We start from the raw sequence: 20,864 nt of genomic DNA, 5'->3' as shown, positions 1-20,864 counted from the left end.
CCTGACTTAATCATATTGGTAAGCCTTGCTTTGCCCTTCGTCTTTTGTTCCTGCTTCAGAACCGATACCAAAAGCAATGCAATATTCTTCGCCGCCGAACCGCTTAATCTTGCAGCAACTTCAAATCCTTCAAGCGAAAGCCTAACGACCTGCTCTGCTGCGTCACCACCGTTGTTCATAGCGTGATTTCTCCTTTCTCTGCTGTTTTTGTTCCTCTGTTTCGATATGCTCAAGATTTTCTTCCATAACCTTTGACCTCTCCGCAATATCCTCGCAGAGTTTTACTTCCCGTCGGAGTTTTTTCAATTCTCCATTGATAGAAGCGATTTCATCTTTTGCCGCCTGAAGCTGACCATCATCAATATTTGTTCTTATCTTTTTTCGGAGATGTGTTCTTCCGGCAATCAGATTTTTCATCTGCTCCTCTAAAGAAGTCTTATATGAAAAAAGCTGTTCGTCCGTGGAAATATTTTCTCGTCCGAGCAGCCTTACTTCATCAGTAATCTTATCGAGCTTCATCAAATCATCTTTCAAAAGATAATGAAGCCTTGCGTTATTCTGTTTCTTATACTTTGGCAGATAACCGAGTCTGTAACAGTAATACAGATACAGCCCATAAAGTCCGCCTTTCTTTTTCAGCTTCTGCCCTCTGGTCTGCATACGATACTGTCTTGGCTTATAAATCGCCCTCTGGAACGGCTCAATCTCTGCCCATCTGTCACGATTTTCTTTGATACGCTCTACAATCCGGTCATTGGTATAATCTGCTCCGAGATTTTTCAGTCGTATCGGCTTATCGTATCCCTTTGGAATGACTGTCCAGTATTTTCGGCTTGGACTTAGGTTATAGGCATATCCCATTTCCTTGAGAGCAAACTGAAATTCTTTCAGGGTCTTGCTGTGGTCGATAGCATAATCAATGGCTTCTTTTGCAACCGAGTAGCGTGTCGGCATACCTGCCTTTTCTTTCATCGTCAGATAATCCGACTGCTTACTGCGGTTCGGATTCGGGTCATAGTAAAGTCCGTACTTCTCACAAATCCGGTCTGCAACTTTTCGGAATTTGAACCATGCTTTTTCCTCGCCCCACAAATGTTTGCCATCGACAAACGAAATAGAGTTGATGACAAAATGGCAGTGCAGATGCTTTGTATTCAGATGGGTTGTCACAACAACCTGAAATCTTTTACCCCACACTTCATTTGCAAATTCCATTCCGATTCTCTGTGCCATCTCAGGAGATATATCTGTTTCCTTGAAACTCAAATATCCGTGATAGGCTTGGATACCGTCTGTCTTTTGGTACTGTTCCTTAACCGTTATGAACTGTTCACGGGCAATCGCCACATTACAGTTGATACCCTCAACATAAAATTCTCGCTCTGTTTTTTCTTCATCCTTTGCATAAGCAATAACATCAGCAAGAGCCTGATACTGTTCCGGTGAAAACTCCCTTTTGATATTTGCAGAAGTCTTTTCGGGATTGGTTGCATAGTCAATGACCTGACCGAGCCTTTCTGTTACCGACCACAACTTTGTTACTGCCATTTCATTTCGCTCTGATTTGGACGAAGATATGTCCTCTCAATCTCTGACTGGAACTTATTCCACTTTGCAGCTTCATTCTTCAGCATAGGTGCGTCAATGAAACCAAGTGTATTCGCTTTGGCAGCAAGCTGATTGATGTTATTACCGATAGAGGAAAGTTCCCTCATCACATCATAGAAACGGTCATCGGGTTTCTCTTTCGGTTCGTAACCTCTGATAAGTAAACGGATAAGTCCTGCTTCGGAAAGACAAGCCTTCTTTGCCTTTGCTGCCAAATCCTGTGCTTCCTTGCGGTTAAAGCGTACAATCTTCTGAATGTTTCTCTTTCTCATAATCGGTATCTTCCTTTCTCTTTACTCTGCAATCTTTGTTAATCTGGAATAAGCACATCATCGTAACGCCAAGACAACTGCCGAGCAGTGTTCCGGCGGCAATAAGTAATAACTCTCTCAAATCAAGTTCTCCTTTCTCACGGGGTATTAGGGGCAACCCCTAACGAGCCTTTTACCGTTTGGGAAACTGTGTTTATCCAAATGGTCTGCTCGCTAAGATTAAACATCTCCTCTGGGTTGCCCCGTTCTCAGGCTACTATCTCTCATAATCCTTTGATTTCGGCTTAAAAGGTTCAGCCACGATATTGCCGCCCACTTCCTTAGAAAAGCGTTCAGGATACTTGAACTGTTCCTTGTATTTCTTCATCATATCGTCCGGCAAGCTCTGAAAACTCTCACTCTCAGGCGGTGCATAACAGATAAAGAATTTGCCGCAGATAATATCTACCATCTCTTTCTTATCATTGTCCTGCACATAAACTGCACGGTTAAGCGGAAGTCCTCTCATCTTTCCTTCCTCATTACAGATGATTGCAACGTCATCGTCATAGGGCATATATTCCTCAATATCCCCGCCGACAACCTCCTGCATTGCTTCCAGACTGTCGTCGATTACAATTTCCTTCGGGTACTTTTCCGGTTCTACCAAGAGAACTTTAATCTTTGTATCATTCATCGTTCTTCATTCCTTTCGTGTGTTTTTTTATTGTAAATTCCCATCCGCATACAAAGAAAATCGTTGAAGTCCTTACCTGCTTTTGGTGGCTCATCAACGATTTCATACTTATCCGGCAGAATAGTTTTTAAGGTCTGTGCTGCCTTTCTGCCCGCTATATCATTGTCAAAATGGATACGGATTTTCCTGACAGATGGGTTACTGCCAAGATACTTTTCCAGTGCAATCGGCACTTTACTGTCCTCAATTTTCTTTGCCGGAGAATACACCCCGGACAGCGAAACAAAGCTCATTTCTTTCCAATCCTGCCCATTCAGCTTCGCAAGCGTGGCATAGGATAACAGGTCTATGGCACACTCAAAGAGGTGTACTTCCTCCAAGTTTTCCTTACCAAGCCGAAAAGAATAATCTTTTTTACTGCCACTGCAATCGCCCATAATCCTACGCTTATTCGTGGAACGGTAGGCTGCATATTTCGGCTCTTTCTTCTCGTCATAGCCTACAAACACAACATTGTGATACGGCAGGCTCTCAAAGATAAGGTCATTAGAGATACAGTAATTGATGATTTCAAAATCTATTCCTCTCCCGAAAAGATACTCTGTAATCACTCTGTTGGAAGCACATTTTTCAGGGAGAAGAAGCGGTTTATTTTCCTCTTTTGGCTGTGGCTTTTCATAGACCGGAGCCTGAATCGCTGTGTGTCCGATAATGGTTTCCACCGCTTCAAGGAAGCTGTAACCTTTGACCTTAATCAGATAATCCAAAGCACTCCTGCCGCCAATACCTCTCGACCACCATATCCATTTCCCATTTGAAATCTTCAAACTGTCGTGGGTTCTGGTGCAATAGGTGTTACCTGAAAACTTAACCAGCTCATACGGTTCATAATTTCTCAGGTAGGTTAATAAGTCCATCTGCTTCGCCTGAATGATTAACTCAGGTGCGATAAATGGCATATCGACCACCGCCTTTCTGTTTATCTCTCATACGATTTCTCCTTTCTGCCGCCGACTGCTTCGCCCTCATCAGGCTCTCCGCCGACAATCTCATTTTCCTTTTTATCCATATTGAGCAGGATATTCAGCTCATCAAGTCGAGCAGTTTTTGCCTTCAATTCTTCCTCTTTGGCAAACGGCTTTTCGATTTCCTGCTTCGCTGTTTCAAACTGCTTTTCCGTATTTTCAAGGCTGTTTTTCGTATCAGCAAGTGTTTCTTCAAAGCGTTCAATGCCGTTATCTATTCTCACAATATTACCGTGAGAATCATCGCCAAGCGGTACATCTCTGCTTGTTTCGCCTTTTAATTTCACAACATAATTACGCTGAACCGTATCAAAATACAGTTCCATTTGAAAGCCACGGTACTCGCCAAGTGGTATCGCATCGGGACTGTTCATTGACTTGCAGGCATTGATGATTGCCTGACCTGCTTCGGCTTTTTCGGAATAAGAAACACCCGATACCGTCATTCCAAGCGGCTGCTCGTCTATCGGTTTCGGGTGTAATTTTGCTGTTTTAACATCTTTTGTAAGTCCCTCTACACGGGATTTCAAGTAAGCAATCTGTTGTGGGTAGAACTTGATGACCTTATCCTCCAGTCCATATTTCTCTGATAAGAAATTGGATTTTAACATCTTTAGCTTCTGTACTTGAATGTCTAAGTCCATCTTTTCTTTGATATATGGATTACCTGTTGCAAGCATTTTTATCTCTGCATAGGACAGTGCGGTTTCATCAATATCCTCTGCCGACCTAACCGGAGATTTGCTCGTCATAATCTGACTTGCGAACTTCTGCTTACCTTCCACAAGCTGATAGAGGTATGCATCAAAGGTCTGCTCTGTTACATAACGGTAAATATCAACCTGCGGATTTTCATTGCCTTGACGGACAATTCTACCGGAACGCTGCTCCAAATCTGAAGGTCGCCACGGACAATCCACATCGTGAAGTGCGATAAGTTTATCCTGCACATTCGTTCCTGCTCCCATCTTCTGAGTAGAGCCAAGAAGCACCCTGACTTCTCCCTTGCGTGTCTTTTGGAACAGTTCCTTTTTCTTCATATCCGTGTCGGCTTCGTGTATAAATTTTACTTCACTTTCAGGAATACCTCTCTCAATCAGCTTTTTCCTAATGTCGTTATAGACGGAAAATGTGCCGTCATTCTTCGGCGTGGAAAGGTCACAAAACACAAGCTGTGCCGATTTCTTGTCGGCATTTTCTTCCCATATTCGATAGATGTTATCAACGCAGGCATTGATTTTACTGCCCTCAAAATCAGGCAGCATATCGTTTAGCATACGCTGGTCAAGAGCCAGTTTTCTTCCATCATTCGTGATTTTCAGCATATTATCTACACTTGAATCCACACCGCCGCCACGCACCTGCTCAGCTCTCTCTGCAAGGGAAGCAACCATTTCTTTCTGCATTTCTGACGGCTTTACTGCAATGTTATGGTACTTTGCTTCCGGTACTGGCAGGTTCAACATATCCGCTGTCTTAATGTCCGCTATCTCCTTGAACATCGCCATTAGTTCAGGCAAGTTATAGAATTTTGCGAACCTTGTCTTTGCTCTGTATCCTGTTCCTTCCGGTGTAAGTTCCACTGCCGTAATGGTTTCTCCGAAAGTGGAAGCCCAGGCATCAAAGTGCTGCAACCCATTTTTCACAAGCGTGCTGTACTGCAAATATCGCTGTATCGTATAGAGTTCCACCATACTGTTTGAGATAGGTGTACCCGTTGCGAACACGGTCCCTCGCCCTCCGGTAATCTCGTCAAGGTAACGGCACTTCATAAAGAGGTCGGAAGATTTCTGTGCTTCCGTCTGTGCGATACCGCCCACATTACGCATTTTTGTATAAAGATAAAGGTTCTTGTAATAATGGCTTTCATCAACAAAAAGCCTGTCTACACCAAGTTCCTCAAAGGTTACAACATCATCTTTTTTCGTCTGGTCATTGAGTTTATCAAGTTTCTGCCTGATAGATTTCTTTGACTTTTCAAGCTGCTTTATGGAGAAGTTTTCCCCTCGGTTTCGCTTGAGTTCCGCAATTCCTCCGGTTATCTCCTCAAGCTGCTGTTCTAAGATTGCCCTCTGTCTTTCAATGGACATCGGGATTTTTTCAAACTGTGAATGTCCGATGATAACTGCGTCATAATCTCCAGTTGCAATCCTGCCGCAGAACTTTTTACGGTTCTTGGTTTCAAAATCTTTCTTTGTTGCGACAAGAATATTCGCCGCCGGATAGAGCTGCAAATACTCAGCCGCCCATTGTTCGGTCAAGTGATTTGGTACAACAAACAGTGACTTGTTACAAAGCCCAAGCCTTTTCGACTCCTGTGCTGCCGCCACCATTTCAAAAGTTTTTCCTGCTCCGACTGCGTGTGCAAGAAGCGTATTTCCTCCGTAAAGGATATGAGCAACCGCATTTTTCTGATGTTCCCTGAGTTCAATTTCAGGGTTCATACCATTGAAGATGATATGACTTCCATCATACTCACGAGGTCTGACGCTATTGAATTTCTCATTGTAAGATTTGCAAAGCCTTTCCCTTCGTTCAGGGTCAGACCATATCCAGTCCTGAAATTCCTGCTTAATCATTTCCTGCTTCGACTGAGCAATCGCTGTTTCCTTTTTATTCAGGACAGCTTTTTTCTTTCCCTCATCATCTTCGATATAATCAAAGATACGCACATCTTTTAAGTTCAGTGTTTCCTCGATAATCTTATAGGCATTGATGCGGGAAGTTCCGTAAGTGTTATATGCCCTTACATTTCCTTTGTCGTAAGATTTGCCCTCAATATTCCACTCACTCGTAAATGGAGAGAAGTGAACTTTGATATTCCACTGTGCATAACGTGGTGTTTCAAGCAAATGAAAGATAAACTCCTGCACATCGTCCGGTGGCAGCCAAGTTGCACCAAGTCGCACGGAAATTTCACTTGCAGTCAGGTCTTTCGGCTGCACCTTTTGAAGTGCTTCTACATTGACCTTATAATCTTCCGGATAGAGTTCTGCCGAGTTCTTTGCAATCTTCAGCTTTTCCCTGACATTACCCGAAAGGTATTCATCAGCCATCAGATACTTCGGTTCGTAAGAATTTCCATACTCATAAAGCGGGTTTAGGAAGATAACACCCTTTAAGTCCTCAAAGATTTCATTCTCCGATTTACCGGAAAGCCCCATCATATAGTCCATATCAATCGTGGCTTTTTCTCCAAGAGATACCGCCAACGCTTCGCTTGCCGTATCAACAGAAGTAACCGGAGTATGCGGCTTAATTGTCCTCTTAGAAAACATATCAGCCTTACGCTCCAGTTCTCCGTCCTCTCCGATTATCTCCAATGCGGAAAGCAAAGAGAATGAACTGTCCTGCGAGAAAGCAGAAGTATTTGCACGGCTGTTAATGAGTCCGTACTTACCTGAAAAGGTATCATAAAGTCTGTTTAATCGCTCCTGCTCCGCTTTGATTTCGCTGTCAGGGTAATCTTCTGTCTGCAATTCAATCAGCGTTCTGACGGAATTTCTAATAGCAATCATACCCTTAATTCGGTTCTCTGCGGTTGCCGACACTTCCACCGGAGTCATACGGGAATTTTCACGATAGTAGATTTTATCGTCTACCACCGTATAGGAAAAGTTTCTCACTGTCGGGTCTGCCGGAATAGAATTATCTTCCTCCTCCAGTTCTTCCTCAGTTTCATATTCCGTGATTTCTCCGTGAATGTTTGCTACTGCTTCATCAAGCTGTGCTGCAAGGTCTGCATTTTCATACGGTACACAAGTTGCTTCCATACCGAAACGCCCCGATACCATTTTCATTTCTCCGAGTATCATTTCGGGGTGCTGCACAAAATAAGAGTTCATCTTAATTCCGTTCTCATCGGTATCAAGATGAACCCAATCCGGCTCAATATCTATCAGTCTGTCACGCTTTTGCAGGATAAGAATATCCGAAACGACTTCCGTTCCTGCATTACCCTTAAAGGTATTATTCGGCAATCGGATTGCTCCAAGAAGCTCTGCTCTCTGTGCAATATACTTTCGTACTGCTAAAGTTTCCTTATCCATTGTGCCTTTGCTCGTTACAAGAGCCATCACACCGCCGGGTCTTAACTTATCAAGGGACTTGGCAAAAAAGTAATCGTGTATCAGGAACTTATGCTTGTCGTATCTTTTATCCGATACCTTAAAATCTCCAAAAGGCACATTACCAACCACTCCATCAAAGAAGCTGTCCGGCAGATTTGTTTCTTCAAATCCTTGTGCCGCAATGGTTGTTTTCTGATAAAGCTGCTGTGCAATCCCTGCGGAAATCGTATCAAGTTCCACACCGTAAATCTTACTGTTCTGCATTGCGTCCGGCAGCATACCGATGAAATTACCGATACCGCAGGACGGCTCTAACAAGTTTCCTTCCTTAAAGCCCATCTGCTCCATTGCCTTATAAATGGCTGTTATTACTTCAGGCGGCGTGTAGAACGCAGTCAATGTGCTTTCTCTTGCCGAAGCATATTCCTCCGGTGTTAATACCGAAGAAAGTTCCAGATATTCAGTTGCCCACGCTGAATTATTTTCATCAAAGGCTTCTGAAAGCCCACCCCAACCGACATACTTTGATAAGATAATCTGTTCTTCAGGAGTGGCGAATCTGTTTTCTTCCTGACATTTTTTAAGAAGCTGTATCGCCATAATATTTCTGCGGAAGCGTTCCTTTTTACCAACCGTTTCAACCTCATTTTCTCTAAGATTAAAGGTGTGACGGTCTGCCATAGGCACATCAGGGTGCAAGTCAAAGCCTTTGACTTTTTTCTTCTGCTCCCAAGCAGGAACTACCGGCTCAGGCTCTTTATCGTAACCGTTTCCTATGCGATACCCCTGCTTATACATTTCATCATAGCTATCAAAACCTGACTGCGAAGCTACTATCTCTCGATAATCCTCAATCGGCATACTGCCCATATTGGTCTGAACTTCTTCCGTTTCATTTCTTTCTTCGGCAGGTTCTTCCTTCACAATCAAATGCTCATTCATCGGGTTCTCACGCACTTTTCTGTCAAACTCTGTGCGTGAAAATTCCTTATTGAACAGTGGCATATCATAGTCATAGAGCATTACTCTCTCATCATCAACAGATAAGATTTCATACTCAGAAGCACCGATATACACCTTATCGCCAAGATGATATTCATACTGCACATCTTGCGGCTGTTCTGCTTCTTCAGGTTCTTTTTCGGCTGGTTCAACCTCCTGCTCCGGTGGTGCATTAGAGAGTATCTCACGATTTCTTTTCATTTCCTCGATTTTGGCTCTGCGTTCCTCTTGACTTTCAAGCCACTGAGGATAACGTTCTTTTTCCTTTGGATTTAAGTATCTGTCCATTCGGATAAGTTCCCCGATACGCTTCTCCACCTGCGACCACGAAAGTGTGATATGTGGATTTTCTTTACCGATGCCTTTCGTAATCGTAATACCTTTTCCATCGTGGCTCTCATCAATGCCTGCCCCGATTATGACGGGATAAGAACCGCCCCAACCGTATTCATTTTTCAAGAAGTCGGCATTTTCTTTTGCAGAAAGGCTTTTTTCAAACTGTTCATAGATACGCATTTTTCCCTCAGAAAATCCGCTTCCATTCGCAAGAACAGCGTCGATAATCTCCTGAGAAAAAACAAAGGCAGAGGTTTTCTTTTCCTCTGCCCGACCGTCTAATATGAATGTCATCTGACCGTCCATTGACGGTAATGGTTTTATGCTGTCACTTAATTCTCCCAGTAATCGCATAGCTTCAAAATGTCGAGCAATAACAGCCCAATCATAAAAGCTCTGTGCGGTTCTGCTGTCGTATTTGCCCTCCCACAAATGCAGAACGTTTTCAAAGGTCTTGTATCCTACTGTCCTTCCATCCTCTAAAGTAAGTTCGGTATAATCATTATTGAAAATACTCTTTATATACTCTGTGCGGTCTTTGTTATCAGGATTATGTTCATAATAATCTTTGATTTCTTCCAAACTTGCCGACAAATGTGGTGTCGTTCTGAGAATTTCATTGATTACTTCATCACGTCCAAAGAACGGAAGGCTTTTATCCTCGTGCGTTCTGTCGTAATACTCTAAGCGAATATCACTTCCGCTTTCACGATTTCCTGTGCCGAATTGCGAAGGGAGTTCATCAGACGAACCCATTTCATCATATCCTCCGCTTTCATCTGTTCGGTCACTCCCTCTTTCTGTGCCATCTGGCTCAGAATTGTTTCCTCCATCTTGCTGGCTCTCTGTTCCACTTCCGCCAAGTGCTGTGTCAGTTCGCCCCTCGTCAGGAGATTGTAGTAAAGGACTCTGTGATGTTCCTTCAGAAACTCTCTCCTCATCTGAGCGTATCTGCCCAACGTCACTTCCGGCTGCTGTGGAAGTTTCAGGTTCGGAAGGCTGTAATCGCCCACCATCGTGTAGGTCAGTTCGTTCATTGTCCAAACTCCTTTCGTCGTTATTTTCAACCTTATTGTATTCATTTCTGTCCTGACCGACAATTATGCGATTTTGACGGTTGAGTGCAGTAATTGTTTTAGATATTTCCGTCAATCCCATTTCTGCAATATCACTGGTAGCAAATCCAAGTGCATTGAGTGTTTCCTGCGTATTGAAGTTGGTAACATCTCTGAAATCATCAGGTTCAAAATAACCGTCCGTATCAACGCCGAGCCTTGACATCATCATATATGCCACACTGTTTGTCACGACATTTTTATAAATGAAAGCCACAATATCCTCTTCCACTTCCTCAAAGGAACTGCCCTCGGTTGCATAGTAAAGGTCTTGCAGATAATCAGGGATATTATCCTCTGCCGCATTTCTTGCTGCTCCCATAATTGCTTCGGCAAGACTGCTCTTATTCTCAATCTCTCCGAAAGTGCTTTCCAATGTTTCAATCACATCAGCTTCGTATTCCTGACGCATATCCCAAATCGGGACTGTTCTTGAATATCTGCTTTCGTGAGTATCTGAAATATCAAAGTAATGTGTCAGTCTTTGCCGTGAACGGTTTTCATCAGCAAAAACAGCAATACCTCTTGCACCTCGGTTGACCCATCTGCCAAAAATTTTGTTCCACTGCTCTATCTCAAGAACCGCTGTTGCATCAGGTCGCTGTGCATATACAAGTAGCTGTTCGTCATAACGTAACTTATAATTTCGGCAAGCCGAAGCCAAGAATGCCTGCCAGTTCTGAGGATTTGACACAACCGTTTTGCAGGTGCGGTTGTAAAGCTCAGAAATAAGGTCATATTTTCGTGCCATTACTCTTGCACCTCCTTATCGCTGTTTTTCTCTGTTTCTGGTCTTGTTTTTTGACGGTTCGGATTGATTGATAGGTTCAACTTTGCTCCCACTAAGCTCCATTTTTTCAGCAAACTCGCATATATGATAGCAGCAATTTCCGACATACAAATGGTAGTCATCAATATACTTGCACACTCTGTCTGCTGTGTGTCCATCACGAAAAGTAATCCTGATTTTTCCACCATCGGGAATATAGAATTTTAAGTTGTAATGACTGTCTATAAATCGAATTTGCTTTTCCTGTGGCTCTGCTCTATTCTCCTGTTGCTTCATTTTCCTTACCTCTCATTTTTGTTGCTTCATCAGAACCGCCGCCCAAATACGAAAAGAGTTTACCGGACTTTGTATTCTTCTGAAGCTCCATAATCACACCCATATCAGGAATCGTGATATTCGGGATTTTCAGGATTGCTTCCATATCAAGCTGCTGCAACTTTTTCTCCGTATCACAACCGGAGTCAAAGAGTTTATTCAGCACCTTGACCTTATTCTGAAAAGTTGCTTTGTCTTTCACGAAAATACCTCCTTAACTAATGTTGATTACAATAGAAATACTACCGCTCTGTTCTTCTTTCTGCGGATTACGTGAATACTCAGGAAAAAGGGACTGTACTCTCTGCCTTGCCCTGCGTATGGTTTCAAAACAAGGAAGTCCGTATGCTCGGTAATTAAATACAATATCCTCAAGCGGAAGATTTCCGGCAGGTATATATCCGTACCGATTGTAATAATGCAGAATGAGAAGCATATCATCATACCTCGACATCGGGCATTCCTTTAAGATTTCAAGCACTCGGCTCTCCACCGTTTTCTGTTGTTTCATAATGTTCCTCCAAAAAATAAAGGGACAGAGTTTTTTACGCTCTGCCCCAACTGGTTAATATTCGGTTATTTCTTACTTCTTACGGTTTTTAACCTGAAGAAAGATAAAGCCACCGACGATAACGGCGACTAATGCGATAGCGATAATTGTCTTTGCTTCCATTACTCGTTACTCTCCTTTTTCTTCTTTTTGTGTGCAACAACAGAAGTTACAGCGATACCGACAGCAGAAAGTCCGGCAAGGACATACCAAAGTTTCATATTGGTATCATCTCCTGTTTTCGGCGTATCTCTTAACTCATTGTGCATTTTTACAACGGCTGTTTCATCAAGTTTGATAGTAACATTCTGGTCGGCAGGTGTGATATATGCGGCAGAGGCATTGTTTGCCACTTCGGATACGGTATATTCGCCAATACGAAGTCCCTCAATCACAATTTCGCCGTTCTTATCTGTTTCAAATGTCATATCATACCCGTTTGCTCCGGTTACTCTGAACGCAAAACCTTTGACCTTACCGTCTGAAGATGTCTTGACGATTTTCAGTGTTCCACGCATAGCTTCATTGATAAATCCAACTCCAGCCTTATTCTCAACGGAATAAGTTGTTTCGTCTTTCTCAATGAAAACAGAGTATTCTCCCTTATCAAGCAGGAAGCCCTCCGGTGCTTTTGTTTCACGGACAATATATTTTCCGTAAAGCAGCTCTTTCATCTCATAAATTCCGGTTTCAGTTTCTTCAAGATTTCCGATAAGTTCATCGCCATCATCAATCTTTCCGTTCTCATTGGTGTCCTTATATACCTCAAAGGTTGCACCCGTAAGCTTGTTATCCGGATATTCAGCGTCCACCTTCGTGAGTCTGATATTGCCGTGAACATACTCATTGACAATCTCAATTTCAACTACCTGCTCGGCTTCGCTGATATTGACCTCATACGCTTTTTTATCAAGAACAAATCCCTTTGGCTGCTCGATTTCTCTTACAATCCATTTGCCATAAGGAACTTTTGCAAAAGAAAAACTACCGTCTTTTGCAGAGGTAGTCGTCATAAGTGCAGTATCCTTTGTAAATTCTGTTTCTTCGGCTTTGAAGATACCGATAACAGCACCCTCAAGTGCTTCTCCATTCTCGTCAATCTTCTTACCTGATACAGAACCATAGATAAGTTCATTCTTGATTTCTTTTCCGTCATTCACTTTGATTTCAACCGTTGCGGTATCCTGACCTGCGTATTCAAATACAACCGGATACTTCGTATCAGAGAGAATATAATGCTCATCGGTTGCAATCTCCTTGACATAGTATTTGCCAAACGGAAGGTCTGACTTCATAACAGCAGTTCCATTTTCATTTACGCTGACAATCTCAATCAGTCCATCAGCCGGAATAACTGTACCGCTTGCAGAAACAATATCTTCTGCGGCATAAAGACCAAAGCTGATATTTTTGATTTCTCCGTTATCGCCAATACCAAATGTCTTGTCCTTTTCAATGGCTTTTGCAAGGCTTACCTGAACTTTCTGTCTTTCGTTATAGAACGATGTGGAAGTTTCGGTAACAGAGATATTCTGACCTGCGTAAGTAAGCTCAACCGTATGTGTTTCGCCACTAATTACCATTCCATAAGGTGCGGTAATTTCCTTGACCTCGTATTTTCCGAGATAAAGTTCTTTGCTCTTCACAAATCCATCGGAGCTTGTTGTGATAGTATCTACCACTTCGCCCTTTGAATAGCGGAGTGTACCGTCCGGTGTGCTAATATCTTCCGCAGCACGGACTTCATAAACTGCACCCTCAAGTCCTGCCACTTCATAAACAGGCTGATAAATAACATCACTGTCCTCAGAACCACTTACATTGACACCGCTAAATACTTCTCCGGTCTTTTCAACCGTAACAGTGCCTTTCTGTGCCATATTCGGCTTATTGACTTTCACAACAGTTACGCCGCCTTCCTCTGTGGAATTTTCTTCGGTAATATCAAAATATACCGGAGTATCATCAAGTACATATCCGTATGGAGCTTGTACCTCTACGATAGAATATCCCTTGCCGTAATCCAGTTTCTCAGGTGTGACAAGAGAACCATTTGCATCGGTATAGAACACATCAATCGTGGTCGGTGTCGGATAAGTAAAGGTCATTTTGACCTGATTACCCTGCGGGTCGTAAATCTTAAATCCTGCTCCTGCATACGGAATACTCTTTCCGCTTTCTGCGTCCACCTTAACTACATTGACAAAGCTCTCGAAGTTACGGTTATTGATGAGATAACGATAAGTCTGTGCGTTCTGTGAAATGAACACATCAAAATCATCCATCATCTCTCTGCCTTCCCAACCGGAAGTCTGGTGTACGGTATAAATACCATACGGCATATCTTTTGTCTGACCGAAGCCATTTTCATCGCAAACAATGGTATCTCTCTCGTCTTTATTGGCTGCGTCATAGCTTCCGGCAGATTTCAAATAAATCTCAAAGGAAGCACCCTTTTCAGGTGTTTCAATCTTTGTTTCTCCGTCATCGGTATGTTTGATGATAGCCACATTGCCTTTGATTACCTGCTCGGTTACATCATTGGAAGTAAGGTTGTGTTCCACCTCATAAAGTTTCGGGTCTGCACCTACTTCATGGATAGTCTTATCAAGCAAATATCCCTCTGACGGTGTGATTTCTCGGATTGTCCAGTCGGTATCACAAACATATTCTTTAGTAGTGAACTGACCGTTTTCATCAGTAACATACTTATCTACAAGCGTTTCGCCCTTATAGATACCATAAACTGCTCCCGAAAGTTTGGCATTGCCCTGTGCTTCGCCTTTCTCAGCGTCGCTCTTTGTTACTGTTACAGTAAATTTCTTCAAAATGTTATTGAAGTTTCTTGTGGTTACTTCTTTCCACTTCACTGGTGCAGTCTGATTTTTCGGTACAACATAACGGATAGCTGTGTCCACTTCTTCAAGAGTATATGGTTCAGAACCACTGATAAGCACATCTTTGAAAGTTGCCACACCGTTTTTGTCTGTAACTGCATACTGGTCAACAGCAGCACCGGAAAGAGAAGTACCGAAAAGATGGAACTTCATACCTTCAACAAGATTATCTTCTGAGGACTTCACTACCTGAAGGTCGCCACGCTTCAATTTGTTATTGAAATTGACCTTTGCAACCTGTCCTGCTACAACAGTAACCCTATGTGTTTCCTGCGGCTCGTACTTATCGTATGCCTGCTCGGTTACAGTATAGATACCCGGCATAAGATTATCAATCTGGAACTTACCGCCATTGGCTGTTGTAACCGTCTGATTGATACCGTTTCCGGTAATTGTGAAGTTAATACCGTCAACCTTGCCGTCCTCACTGGTCTTTACAATCTGACAAGAACCATAGCTGACTTTCATCTTCACAAAACCGTTGATACTGTCGCTTACTTCCTGAGCATAGCTGACAACATCCTGCACACTGGAGTTCTGACCGTGTTTGCCCTCTGACCATACAACCACACCTCTGCGGACTGCATTTTTCTTCGTTGCGGTAATGGTAAATTCCTTACTCGGTGCAGTATCCATAGAAACAGTAAGTTTGTTACCATTCACTGAAAAGCTCACTCCACTGATACTTGCCTTGAAATTATATTTGGACAGCACATTATTGGAGTCTGTCAGAGTAGTTGTGTACTTACTTCCGTTCCACTCAAGTTCTATTGTCTTTGCCGAACCGGATGATTTATTACAAAAGCTCGGTATGGTCGCATGGTTCTGTACACTCTGCACCATACTGTTGTAATAACTGAAAATCTTATTGCGAAGCGGATGTTTTGCATTGATGACATCTTTCACATTACTGCAACCACTGGCTGCTACATGATTGAAGTTCGCATCACGCTCTCCGATAACAGTTTCCCAGATAAGAAGCTGTGTGGCATAAGCCTGTGCAATGCTGTTTGCTGCCGCTTCATTCTGTGACCTCCAAGATGTCGAGATTGTCCCACGGTAGCCATACTGTAAAATACGACCAACAAAAAGACGGATTTCATCTCCGGAAATAACCCCATTGGCTGCAAGGTTATTAAAATAATTTTCGTCATACTTATTCATTGTCTGACCGACCTTGAGCGAAATTCCCGGCTCAATACAATAAGCAACATTGCCTGAGTATGAGCCAATAGCCTTAAGATTGGTAAAATTGGAACGTCCGGTATGCCAACCATTTTTCAAGGTCAAATTGCTGTGTCCCCATACCCCATCGTAATTAGCATCACCATCACGAGGGAAATCGACCATATAAACATCGGCTTTTTCTCCCGAAGCAGCATATGCTGTTGTCGAGCCAATGCCTGCAAAAGTGGTCACACACATAAGGGTCGCCAAGAAAAGCGACGTGACTCTTTTGAATTTTGACTTTATCATTGCGTTTCCTCCTGTAAAAATTGAAAAACACACCGTATCTCTACGATGTGCCTTTGTGGATTTTCTTTTACGACAAGATTTACCTGCCGAAAAACAAATGCGGATTTTTCGTTAATTTTTCATTTTACCATACACCTCCCGTCCGTTCATACTGTGCGATTGCCCCTTAGAGATAGACATATACTTTGAGATAGTTATATTCAAGTGAGATAGTATATATCATTTTCGGTAGGTAAAAATATAACTAAGGGGTTAGAGTGTGAGAAAGGGGAACTGTAAAACAGGCTATCTGCTGTCACGTTCTGCACGGTTACGCAAAAACTTGTTGTAATACTCCAATGCTTTGCAGACAAAATCCTCTGTCTGACTGACGGGAATGTTTTTCGGGATAAGCTGTCTTACTCTATCGCCCCTCAACACGATTTTTTCCTTTTGGTTCGGCTTTTCCTCAGACATAACAGCGTGGATTGCTTCTGTTGTAAGGTTGCCCTCGTTGAATAACTTTCGCATACGGATTGTCTGGTCGTGTGACGGGGTTGCGTCATTCAGGTCGATTTCGTCAACCACATCACGCTGGCAATCTTCATCAAGGTAAGAAAGTTCTACGGCAGGACGCATTTTAATACGCCCCTCATCAACAAATTCAAGCAGTTCGGGAACAAGGTTTGTTAAACGAATATAACGACGAACTTGCGTTTGACTGTCGCCCGATTGTTCTCCGATTATTTGAGCAGTTTCTTTGCCATCCGACTTCCGACCCAGTGGGTTGGAAGTTAAATCTGTTCTTTTCCCTTGTCTGCTTAATGCTTCTAAACGCATTTTATAGGCAAAGGCTTTTTCACTCGGCAATATCTCTGACCTTTGGAAATTACTCTCAACCATTAAAATGGTCGCTTCATCTCTGTTCAGGTCTACAATCTCACTTCTCAGTGTTTCAAATCCTGCCAGTTCACAAGCTCGCTTTCGTCTGTGTCCTGAAACAAGTTCGTATCTGCCGTCCTCTTTCTGCCTTACCGTTGCCGGAGTAATAACCCCTCTTTCCTTGACACTCTCCACAAGCTGCATCATATCTTCATCGTCTCTGACCTTAAACGGATGGTCGGGAAAATCATCAATCAGCTCCAATGGAATATCTCGGATTTTTGAAAGCTGTTCTTCATCTCGCTGTGCCTGCGTGGTAAATAAATCATCGAGCTTCGTGAGAGTGAAGTCGCTCTTTCTTCCTGCCATCGGCTAACACCTCCTTTGTAAATTCAGCGTATGCCTTAGACACTGTGCTGTTTGGCTCATAAGCATAAATGCTCTTGCCTTTGGAAGAAGTTTCAGCGGCTTTTACGGCAATCGGGATTTGTGTTCGATACATCCTTATCTGATTACCGAAGTTTGCCCTGAGTGCTTCCACCGTACTCTTTGCAAGGTTTGTTCGGCTATCCACCAAAGTAAGCAGCATACCATCTATCTTAATATCCGGATTGATATACTTCTTTACTTTTGAAATTGTCTGCACAAGCTGTGTCATACCCTTTGCAGGCAAATACTGAGCCTGAACCGGAATGATAACACTGTCTGCCGCCGATAAAGCATTGAGAGTAACCATACCAAGCGAAGGCATACAGTCTATAATTACATAATCATATCTGTTCTTCACTTGACTCAGATAGTTCTTGAGTGTAGTTTCTCTGCTCATTGCGTTCATAAGGTTAAATTCCATTGCTGAAAGCTCAAGGTTTGCCGGAACAAGGTCAACACCTTCTTCGTGGTGCAGGATACCAACCATAGGGTCTGTCATCGTTTCATTGATTACATCTGTGAGTTTCGTTGCAAGCGTGATACCCAAGCCGTCTGTATCCTGCCAACCAAGACAAGTCGTTAAATCTCCCTGCGGGTCTGCGTCTATGAGCAATACTTTCTTGCCCTGCATTGCAAGCCCGACTCCGAGATTAACTGTTGTGGTGGTTTTTCCGACTCCGCCTTTCTGGTTACATACGGAAATCGTTTTGCAGTTTGACACTTCTTTTTGCCCTCCTTTCTGAAAATTCATAGCCACCGCATTATGGCTATGTACCTGACCGACTCATTTCCTAATCGGTCATAGCAATATTTGTTCTCAACACCCCTTGCCAAGCAAAATGCTTATGGGAAGTCACTAAGGAACAGACTGCTTATCTGTATCATAGGATTCTAACCTCTGCCGGGTACTCCGCCAGCTCCGTAGAGAAGTATCATTATCATTCTGACTGTCATCGCCATATCAGGGGCAACCTGATACTCATAGCCGGAGTTCTCGCTATTCTGAAATACAGAAATCACGGCGTACCTGCTAAAGTGGCTATCATCAGAAATAAAGTCTTAGTGAATGACTTATTCAATTTTCAAGCGAAAAGGCTTCCGTTTTTGCTATCCGGAATGAACCCCTTCACTCATTTGGACAAAGGGGTATGAAATGCACACCCAAAATCTCCGCTTTTCCAAAAATATTTCAAAAAAATTTTTGGAAATTAAAAAAGCCGCCTGCTCCGGTTAGGAAACAGACGGCAAAACACGTTCTAAATGTATTCAATTTTCAATTTCTTTTTCTTTGCTTCAAGCACTTTGCAGAGGACATCATCTACTGCATCGGTGTATCGTCCCTGAGCTGCTAAATTGTTCTTCAGTTCAATGAGCGATTGTATCACTCGGCTTCGTTCTTCTTCATTTAAGTATAGATGATAGGTTTTCTCTCTCATTGGCTGTCCCTCCATCTTTCAAATGTATTTTTGATTATCTCCACATCTTCCTCTGTATCAGAAGAAATAAATATATGTACGCTCTGAAAAGCTTTCTTTAAATTATTGGCATAATCCAGTTCTGTGCCTTTCATCGGCAGCTTAATCAGCCTTATCCCTCGTTGCTTACACATATAGGCTTTCATTATTTCTATATTCTCGTCAGCACTTCCCGACTCAATAGCCAACTTTTCTGAAGGTATGTATGTTTCAAGCGGAACTCCAAGCAATCGGTCAGAACCAAGTTCTGCTTTCAAACCTTTCCTATTAGAATAATAGCTGACCGCCAAAGCAGGGAACAATGACAAATACTCCTGCTCACAAATTCGGCAGCCTTTCTTCAATATCGTTCTTTCATTTATCTTCATACTCCACGAATGACCGTGTCTGCATTTCCACCACGCTCTCTTTGCCGAAGTTCGTGATACCTCTGTCGGCTTCAATTTATTCTGTTCATAATCCCATTCACTGAGAAACTGACTGTCTGTTATCGCCAAATCATTATATCCGGCAAGAACTTCTCTCTCCGCACAAACGGGGCACACCGTTCCTTTCACACGGGCATTGATGACTGACTTCCATTCATTGCCACATTTCTTACAATGCCACCACACATTTTTCCTCGACTTTGCATTTACCTCATCAGGTTTCAACGGCAAGTTCTTTTCTGACCACTCCGAAGCAATTTCAGGGTGTGTTGTCTGCAAATCGTTAAATCCTTTCAGGAATATGTACCCACTGCAATACGGGCATTTACTACCACCGGAACGGGTAGAAATAAGAGTGTTCCACTCTCTGCCACAATCCTTACACTTCCACCAAGCCTTACGATTGGCAAAGACCGTAACCTGAGTTGGAAGTAACGGATAATTTCTGTCCGACCACTCGGCTGCTATATCCGGCAGAAGTGTTGCAAGGTCATTAAATCCTCCCAACACTTTATTATGTGAACAATACGGGCAGCCTGTCCTATTTATCGTTCTGCTCTTAACGACAGCTTCCCACTCGTGTCCTTTCTCACATCTCCAAATCACTTTCTTATGAGAACCAATAGAAACCTCTGTCGGTTTTATCTTATTCTTTTTCGACCACTGTTTTACCAGTAATGGCTCTAATGTCGCCAAATCGTTAATACCTGCAATCACTCTCGCACCGGAACATATTGGGCATTTTTCTCCATTAGAACGAGCCTTAACGCTTGTCTGCCATTCGTGACCGCAAGCACCTTTCCACCATACTTTTTTATTTGAACCGAAAGTAATGTCATCAGGTGTAAGCGGTAAGTTCTTCTCCGACCACTCCGAAACAAGCTCCGGGTGCACTTCTGCTAAACTGTTATTCATAGCCAAACCTCAACCTCCTTGTGCTTAGAGTATATGAAGTTTTAGCTTTATCTTGTAGTTTGCGAATATCCGTATAAATAGAAAAAGCCCTTTGAGAAAAGGATTTCTCCTCTCTCAAAGGGCAAATTGACAAACTTGAATTTGTAATTACATTCCATACATATTGGCATTCTTTACAAGTACTTTATCACCCTTTTCTAATTGTTCCTTGGAAATTCCTCGTAACCCAAGTCCAACATGCTCTGTTTTATATCCACAACCATTTGCTTTTCGTTCTTTTGTATGTACATCGACAGTAGTAATTCTGGTTTCTAAGATATCTCCATTTGCTTTATAAATACATGCATTTTCCCCTTCTCTGCACATCCCTGTTAATATGTTTCCTGTGGCAACTGTTCCAACTCCCATAATTGTAAATATATCATCAATAATCAATTCAAAATCTTCTTTTAAACACGATGGAACATCTAATCTGCTCATGTATTCTGTTTCTCGTTCTTTTTTGCTTTTACCAAATAATCCCATGGTATTCCTCCTTTAAAACTTCCGATTGAACAAAATCGCTGCGCGATGGCCTGCCAAGGCTGTGGCGCAGTTTTATTTTTATTAAAAAAGCAGTGGAAT

General features: G+C 42.6%; 15 protein-coding genes and 2 pseudogenes. All 17 read right to left on the bottom strand.

What is annotated here, in order from left to right; all coding sequences use genetic code 11:
- A pseudogene (locus GPK60_RS15285) lies at positions 1-179 on the bottom strand (PcfB family protein); the annotation flags it as partial.
- Positions 163-1,548: a relaxase/mobilization nuclease domain-containing protein gene (locus GPK60_RS06010; protein WP_129258921.1), complete on the bottom strand. Its 1,386-nt coding sequence runs from the start codon at positions 1,546-1,548 to the stop codon at positions 163-165. The gene GPK60_RS06010 and the pseudogene GPK60_RS15285, both read right to left, overlap by 17 nt.
- The gene (mobC, locus tag GPK60_RS06005; protein ID WP_002594670.1) at positions 1,539-1,880 is read right to left on the bottom strand and encodes a plasmid mobilization relaxosome protein MobC; all 342 of its coding nucleotides are present in this window, start codon (positions 1,878-1,880) and stop codon (positions 1,539-1,541) included. The genes GPK60_RS06010 and mobC overlap by 10 nt, the downstream gene beginning before the upstream one ends.
- Entirely contained in the window at positions 1,843-2,001 is a 159-nt protein-coding gene (locus GPK60_RS06000) for a DUF3789 domain-containing protein (RefSeq protein ID WP_087203228.1), read from the bottom strand. The genes mobC and GPK60_RS06000 overlap by 38 nt, the downstream gene beginning before the upstream one ends.
- A 135-nt stretch (positions 2,002-2,136) precedes the next feature.
- A complete protein-coding gene (locus GPK60_RS05995) occupies positions 2,137-2,556 on the bottom strand; it encodes a DUF3846 domain-containing protein (RefSeq protein ID WP_215630499.1) in 420 nt (139 codons plus the stop codon).
- On the bottom strand, positions 2,553-3,515 hold the full coding sequence (locus GPK60_RS05990; protein WP_055056983.1) for a DUF3991 and toprim domain-containing protein: 963 nt from the start codon (positions 3,513-3,515) through the stop codon (positions 2,553-2,555). Before GPK60_RS05990 ends, GPK60_RS05995 begins: the two co-directional genes overlap by 4 nt.
- Before the next feature lie 20 nt (positions 3,516-3,535).
- Positions 3,536-8,281 (bottom strand): annotated as a pseudogene (locus GPK60_RS15280) (N-6 DNA methylase); the annotation flags it as partial.
- Positions 8,282-9,672: 1,391 nt separating this feature from the next.
- Entirely contained in the window at positions 9,673-10,005 is a 333-nt protein-coding gene (locus tag GPK60_RS15275) for a TnpV protein (RefSeq protein ID WP_227081565.1), read from the bottom strand.
- An 865-nt stretch (positions 10,006-10,870) separates the two neighbouring features.
- Complete coding sequence (locus GPK60_RS05980; RefSeq protein ID WP_055233347.1) at positions 10,871-11,170, bottom strand: hypothetical protein; 300 nt, start codon at positions 11,168-11,170, stop codon at positions 10,871-10,873.
- Positions 11,151-11,411: a hypothetical protein gene (locus tag GPK60_RS05975; protein ID WP_023920501.1), complete on the bottom strand. Its 261-nt coding sequence runs from the start codon at positions 11,409-11,411 to the stop codon at positions 11,151-11,153. Before GPK60_RS05975 ends, GPK60_RS05980 begins: the two co-directional genes overlap by 20 nt.
- Positions 11,412-11,423: 12 nt before the next feature.
- Positions 11,424-11,720 (bottom strand): hypothetical protein, encoded by a 297-nt coding sequence (locus GPK60_RS05970; protein WP_055062735.1) that lies wholly within the window; start codon positions 11,718-11,720, stop codon positions 11,424-11,426.
- A gap of 161 nt (positions 11,721-11,881) precedes the next feature.
- The gene (locus GPK60_RS05965; protein WP_215630502.1) at positions 11,882-16,132 is read right to left on the bottom strand and encodes a SpaA isopeptide-forming pilin-related protein; all 4,251 of its coding nucleotides are present in this window, start codon (positions 16,130-16,132) and stop codon (positions 11,882-11,884) included.
- Positions 16,133-16,417: 285 nt separating this feature from the next.
- Positions 16,418-17,362, bottom strand: coding sequence for a ParB/RepB/Spo0J family partition protein (locus GPK60_RS05960; protein ID WP_015512768.1), 945 nt, complete (start codon positions 17,360-17,362; stop codon positions 16,418-16,420).
- Positions 17,319-18,143, bottom strand: a complete 825-nt coding sequence (locus GPK60_RS05955; protein WP_008789315.1) for a ParA family protein — start codon at positions 18,141-18,143, stop codon at positions 17,319-17,321. The genes GPK60_RS05960 and GPK60_RS05955 overlap by 44 nt, the downstream gene beginning before the upstream one ends.
- Before the next feature lie 535 nt (positions 18,144-18,678).
- On the bottom strand, positions 18,679-18,858 hold the full coding sequence (locus GPK60_RS05950; RefSeq protein ID WP_002594660.1) for a hypothetical protein: 180 nt from the start codon (positions 18,856-18,858) through the stop codon (positions 18,679-18,681).
- Positions 18,855-20,240 (bottom strand): zinc-ribbon domain-containing protein, encoded by a 1,386-nt coding sequence (locus tag GPK60_RS05945; RefSeq protein ID WP_215630504.1) that lies wholly within the window; start codon positions 20,238-20,240, stop codon positions 18,855-18,857. The genes GPK60_RS05950 and GPK60_RS05945 overlap by 4 nt, the downstream gene beginning before the upstream one ends.
- A 147-nt stretch (positions 20,241-20,387) precedes the next feature.
- Entirely contained in the window at positions 20,388-20,765 is a 378-nt protein-coding gene (locus tag GPK60_RS05940; RefSeq protein ID WP_008374225.1) for a hypothetical protein, read from the bottom strand.
- Positions 20,766-20,864: the final 99 nt, after the last annotated feature.

Origin of the sequence: Ruminococcus sp. MCC718, from assembly GCF_018783905.1 — a bacterium.
Lineage (GTDB): Bacteria > Bacillota > Clostridia > Lachnospirales > Lachnospiraceae > Hominisplanchenecus > Hominisplanchenecus faecis.
Note: the sequence above shows the minus strand (reverse complement) of the source record. Positions and strands in the feature narration are given on the sequence as shown.

What these genes read in the sequence shown, in the direction of transcription:
- GPK60_RS05950 (WP_002594660.1), bottom strand. Translation starts at nt 18,858, where the DNA reads ATGAGAGAGAAAACCTATCATCTATACTTAAATGAAGAAGAACGAAGC.
- mobC (WP_002594670.1), bottom strand. Translation starts at nt 1,880, where the DNA reads ATGAGAAAGAGAAACATTCAGAAGATTGTACGCTTTAACCGCAAGGAA.
- GPK60_RS05965 (WP_215630502.1), bottom strand. Translation starts at nt 16,132, where the DNA reads ATGATAAAGTCAAAATTCAAAAGAGTCACGTCGCTTTTCTTGGCGACC.
- GPK60_RS05990 (WP_055056983.1), bottom strand. Translation starts at nt 3,515, where the DNA reads ATGCCATTTATCGCACCTGAGTTAATCATTCAGGCGAAGCAGATGGAC.
- GPK60_RS05960 (WP_015512768.1), bottom strand. Translation starts at nt 17,362, where the DNA reads ATGGCAGGAAGAAAGAGCGACTTCACTCTCACGAAGCTCGATGATTTA.
- GPK60_RS06010 (WP_129258921.1), bottom strand. Translation starts at nt 1,548, where the DNA reads ATGGCAGTAACAAAGTTGTGGTCGGTAACAGAAAGGCTCGGTCAGGTC.
- GPK60_RS15275 (WP_227081565.1), bottom strand. Translation starts at nt 10,005, where the DNA reads ATGGTGGGCGATTACAGCCTTCCGAACCTGAAACTTCCACAGCAGCCG.
- GPK60_RS05940 (WP_008374225.1), bottom strand. Translation starts at nt 20,765, where the DNA reads ATGGGATTATTTGGTAAAAGCAAAAAAGAACGAGAAACAGAATACATG.
- GPK60_RS05970 (WP_055062735.1), bottom strand. Translation starts at nt 11,720, where the DNA reads ATGAAACAACAGAAAACGGTGGAGAGCCGAGTGCTTGAAATCTTAAAG.
- GPK60_RS05995 (WP_215630499.1), bottom strand. Translation starts at nt 2,556, where the DNA reads ATGAATGATACAAAGATTAAAGTTCTCTTGGTAGAACCGGAAAAGTAC.
- GPK60_RS05945 (WP_215630504.1), bottom strand. Translation starts at nt 20,240, where the DNA reads ATGAATAACAGTTTAGCAGAAGTGCACCCGGAGCTTGTTTCGGAGTGG.
- GPK60_RS05980 (WP_055233347.1), bottom strand. Translation starts at nt 11,170, where the DNA reads ATGAAGCAACAGGAGAATAGAGCAGAGCCACAGGAAAAGCAAATTCGA.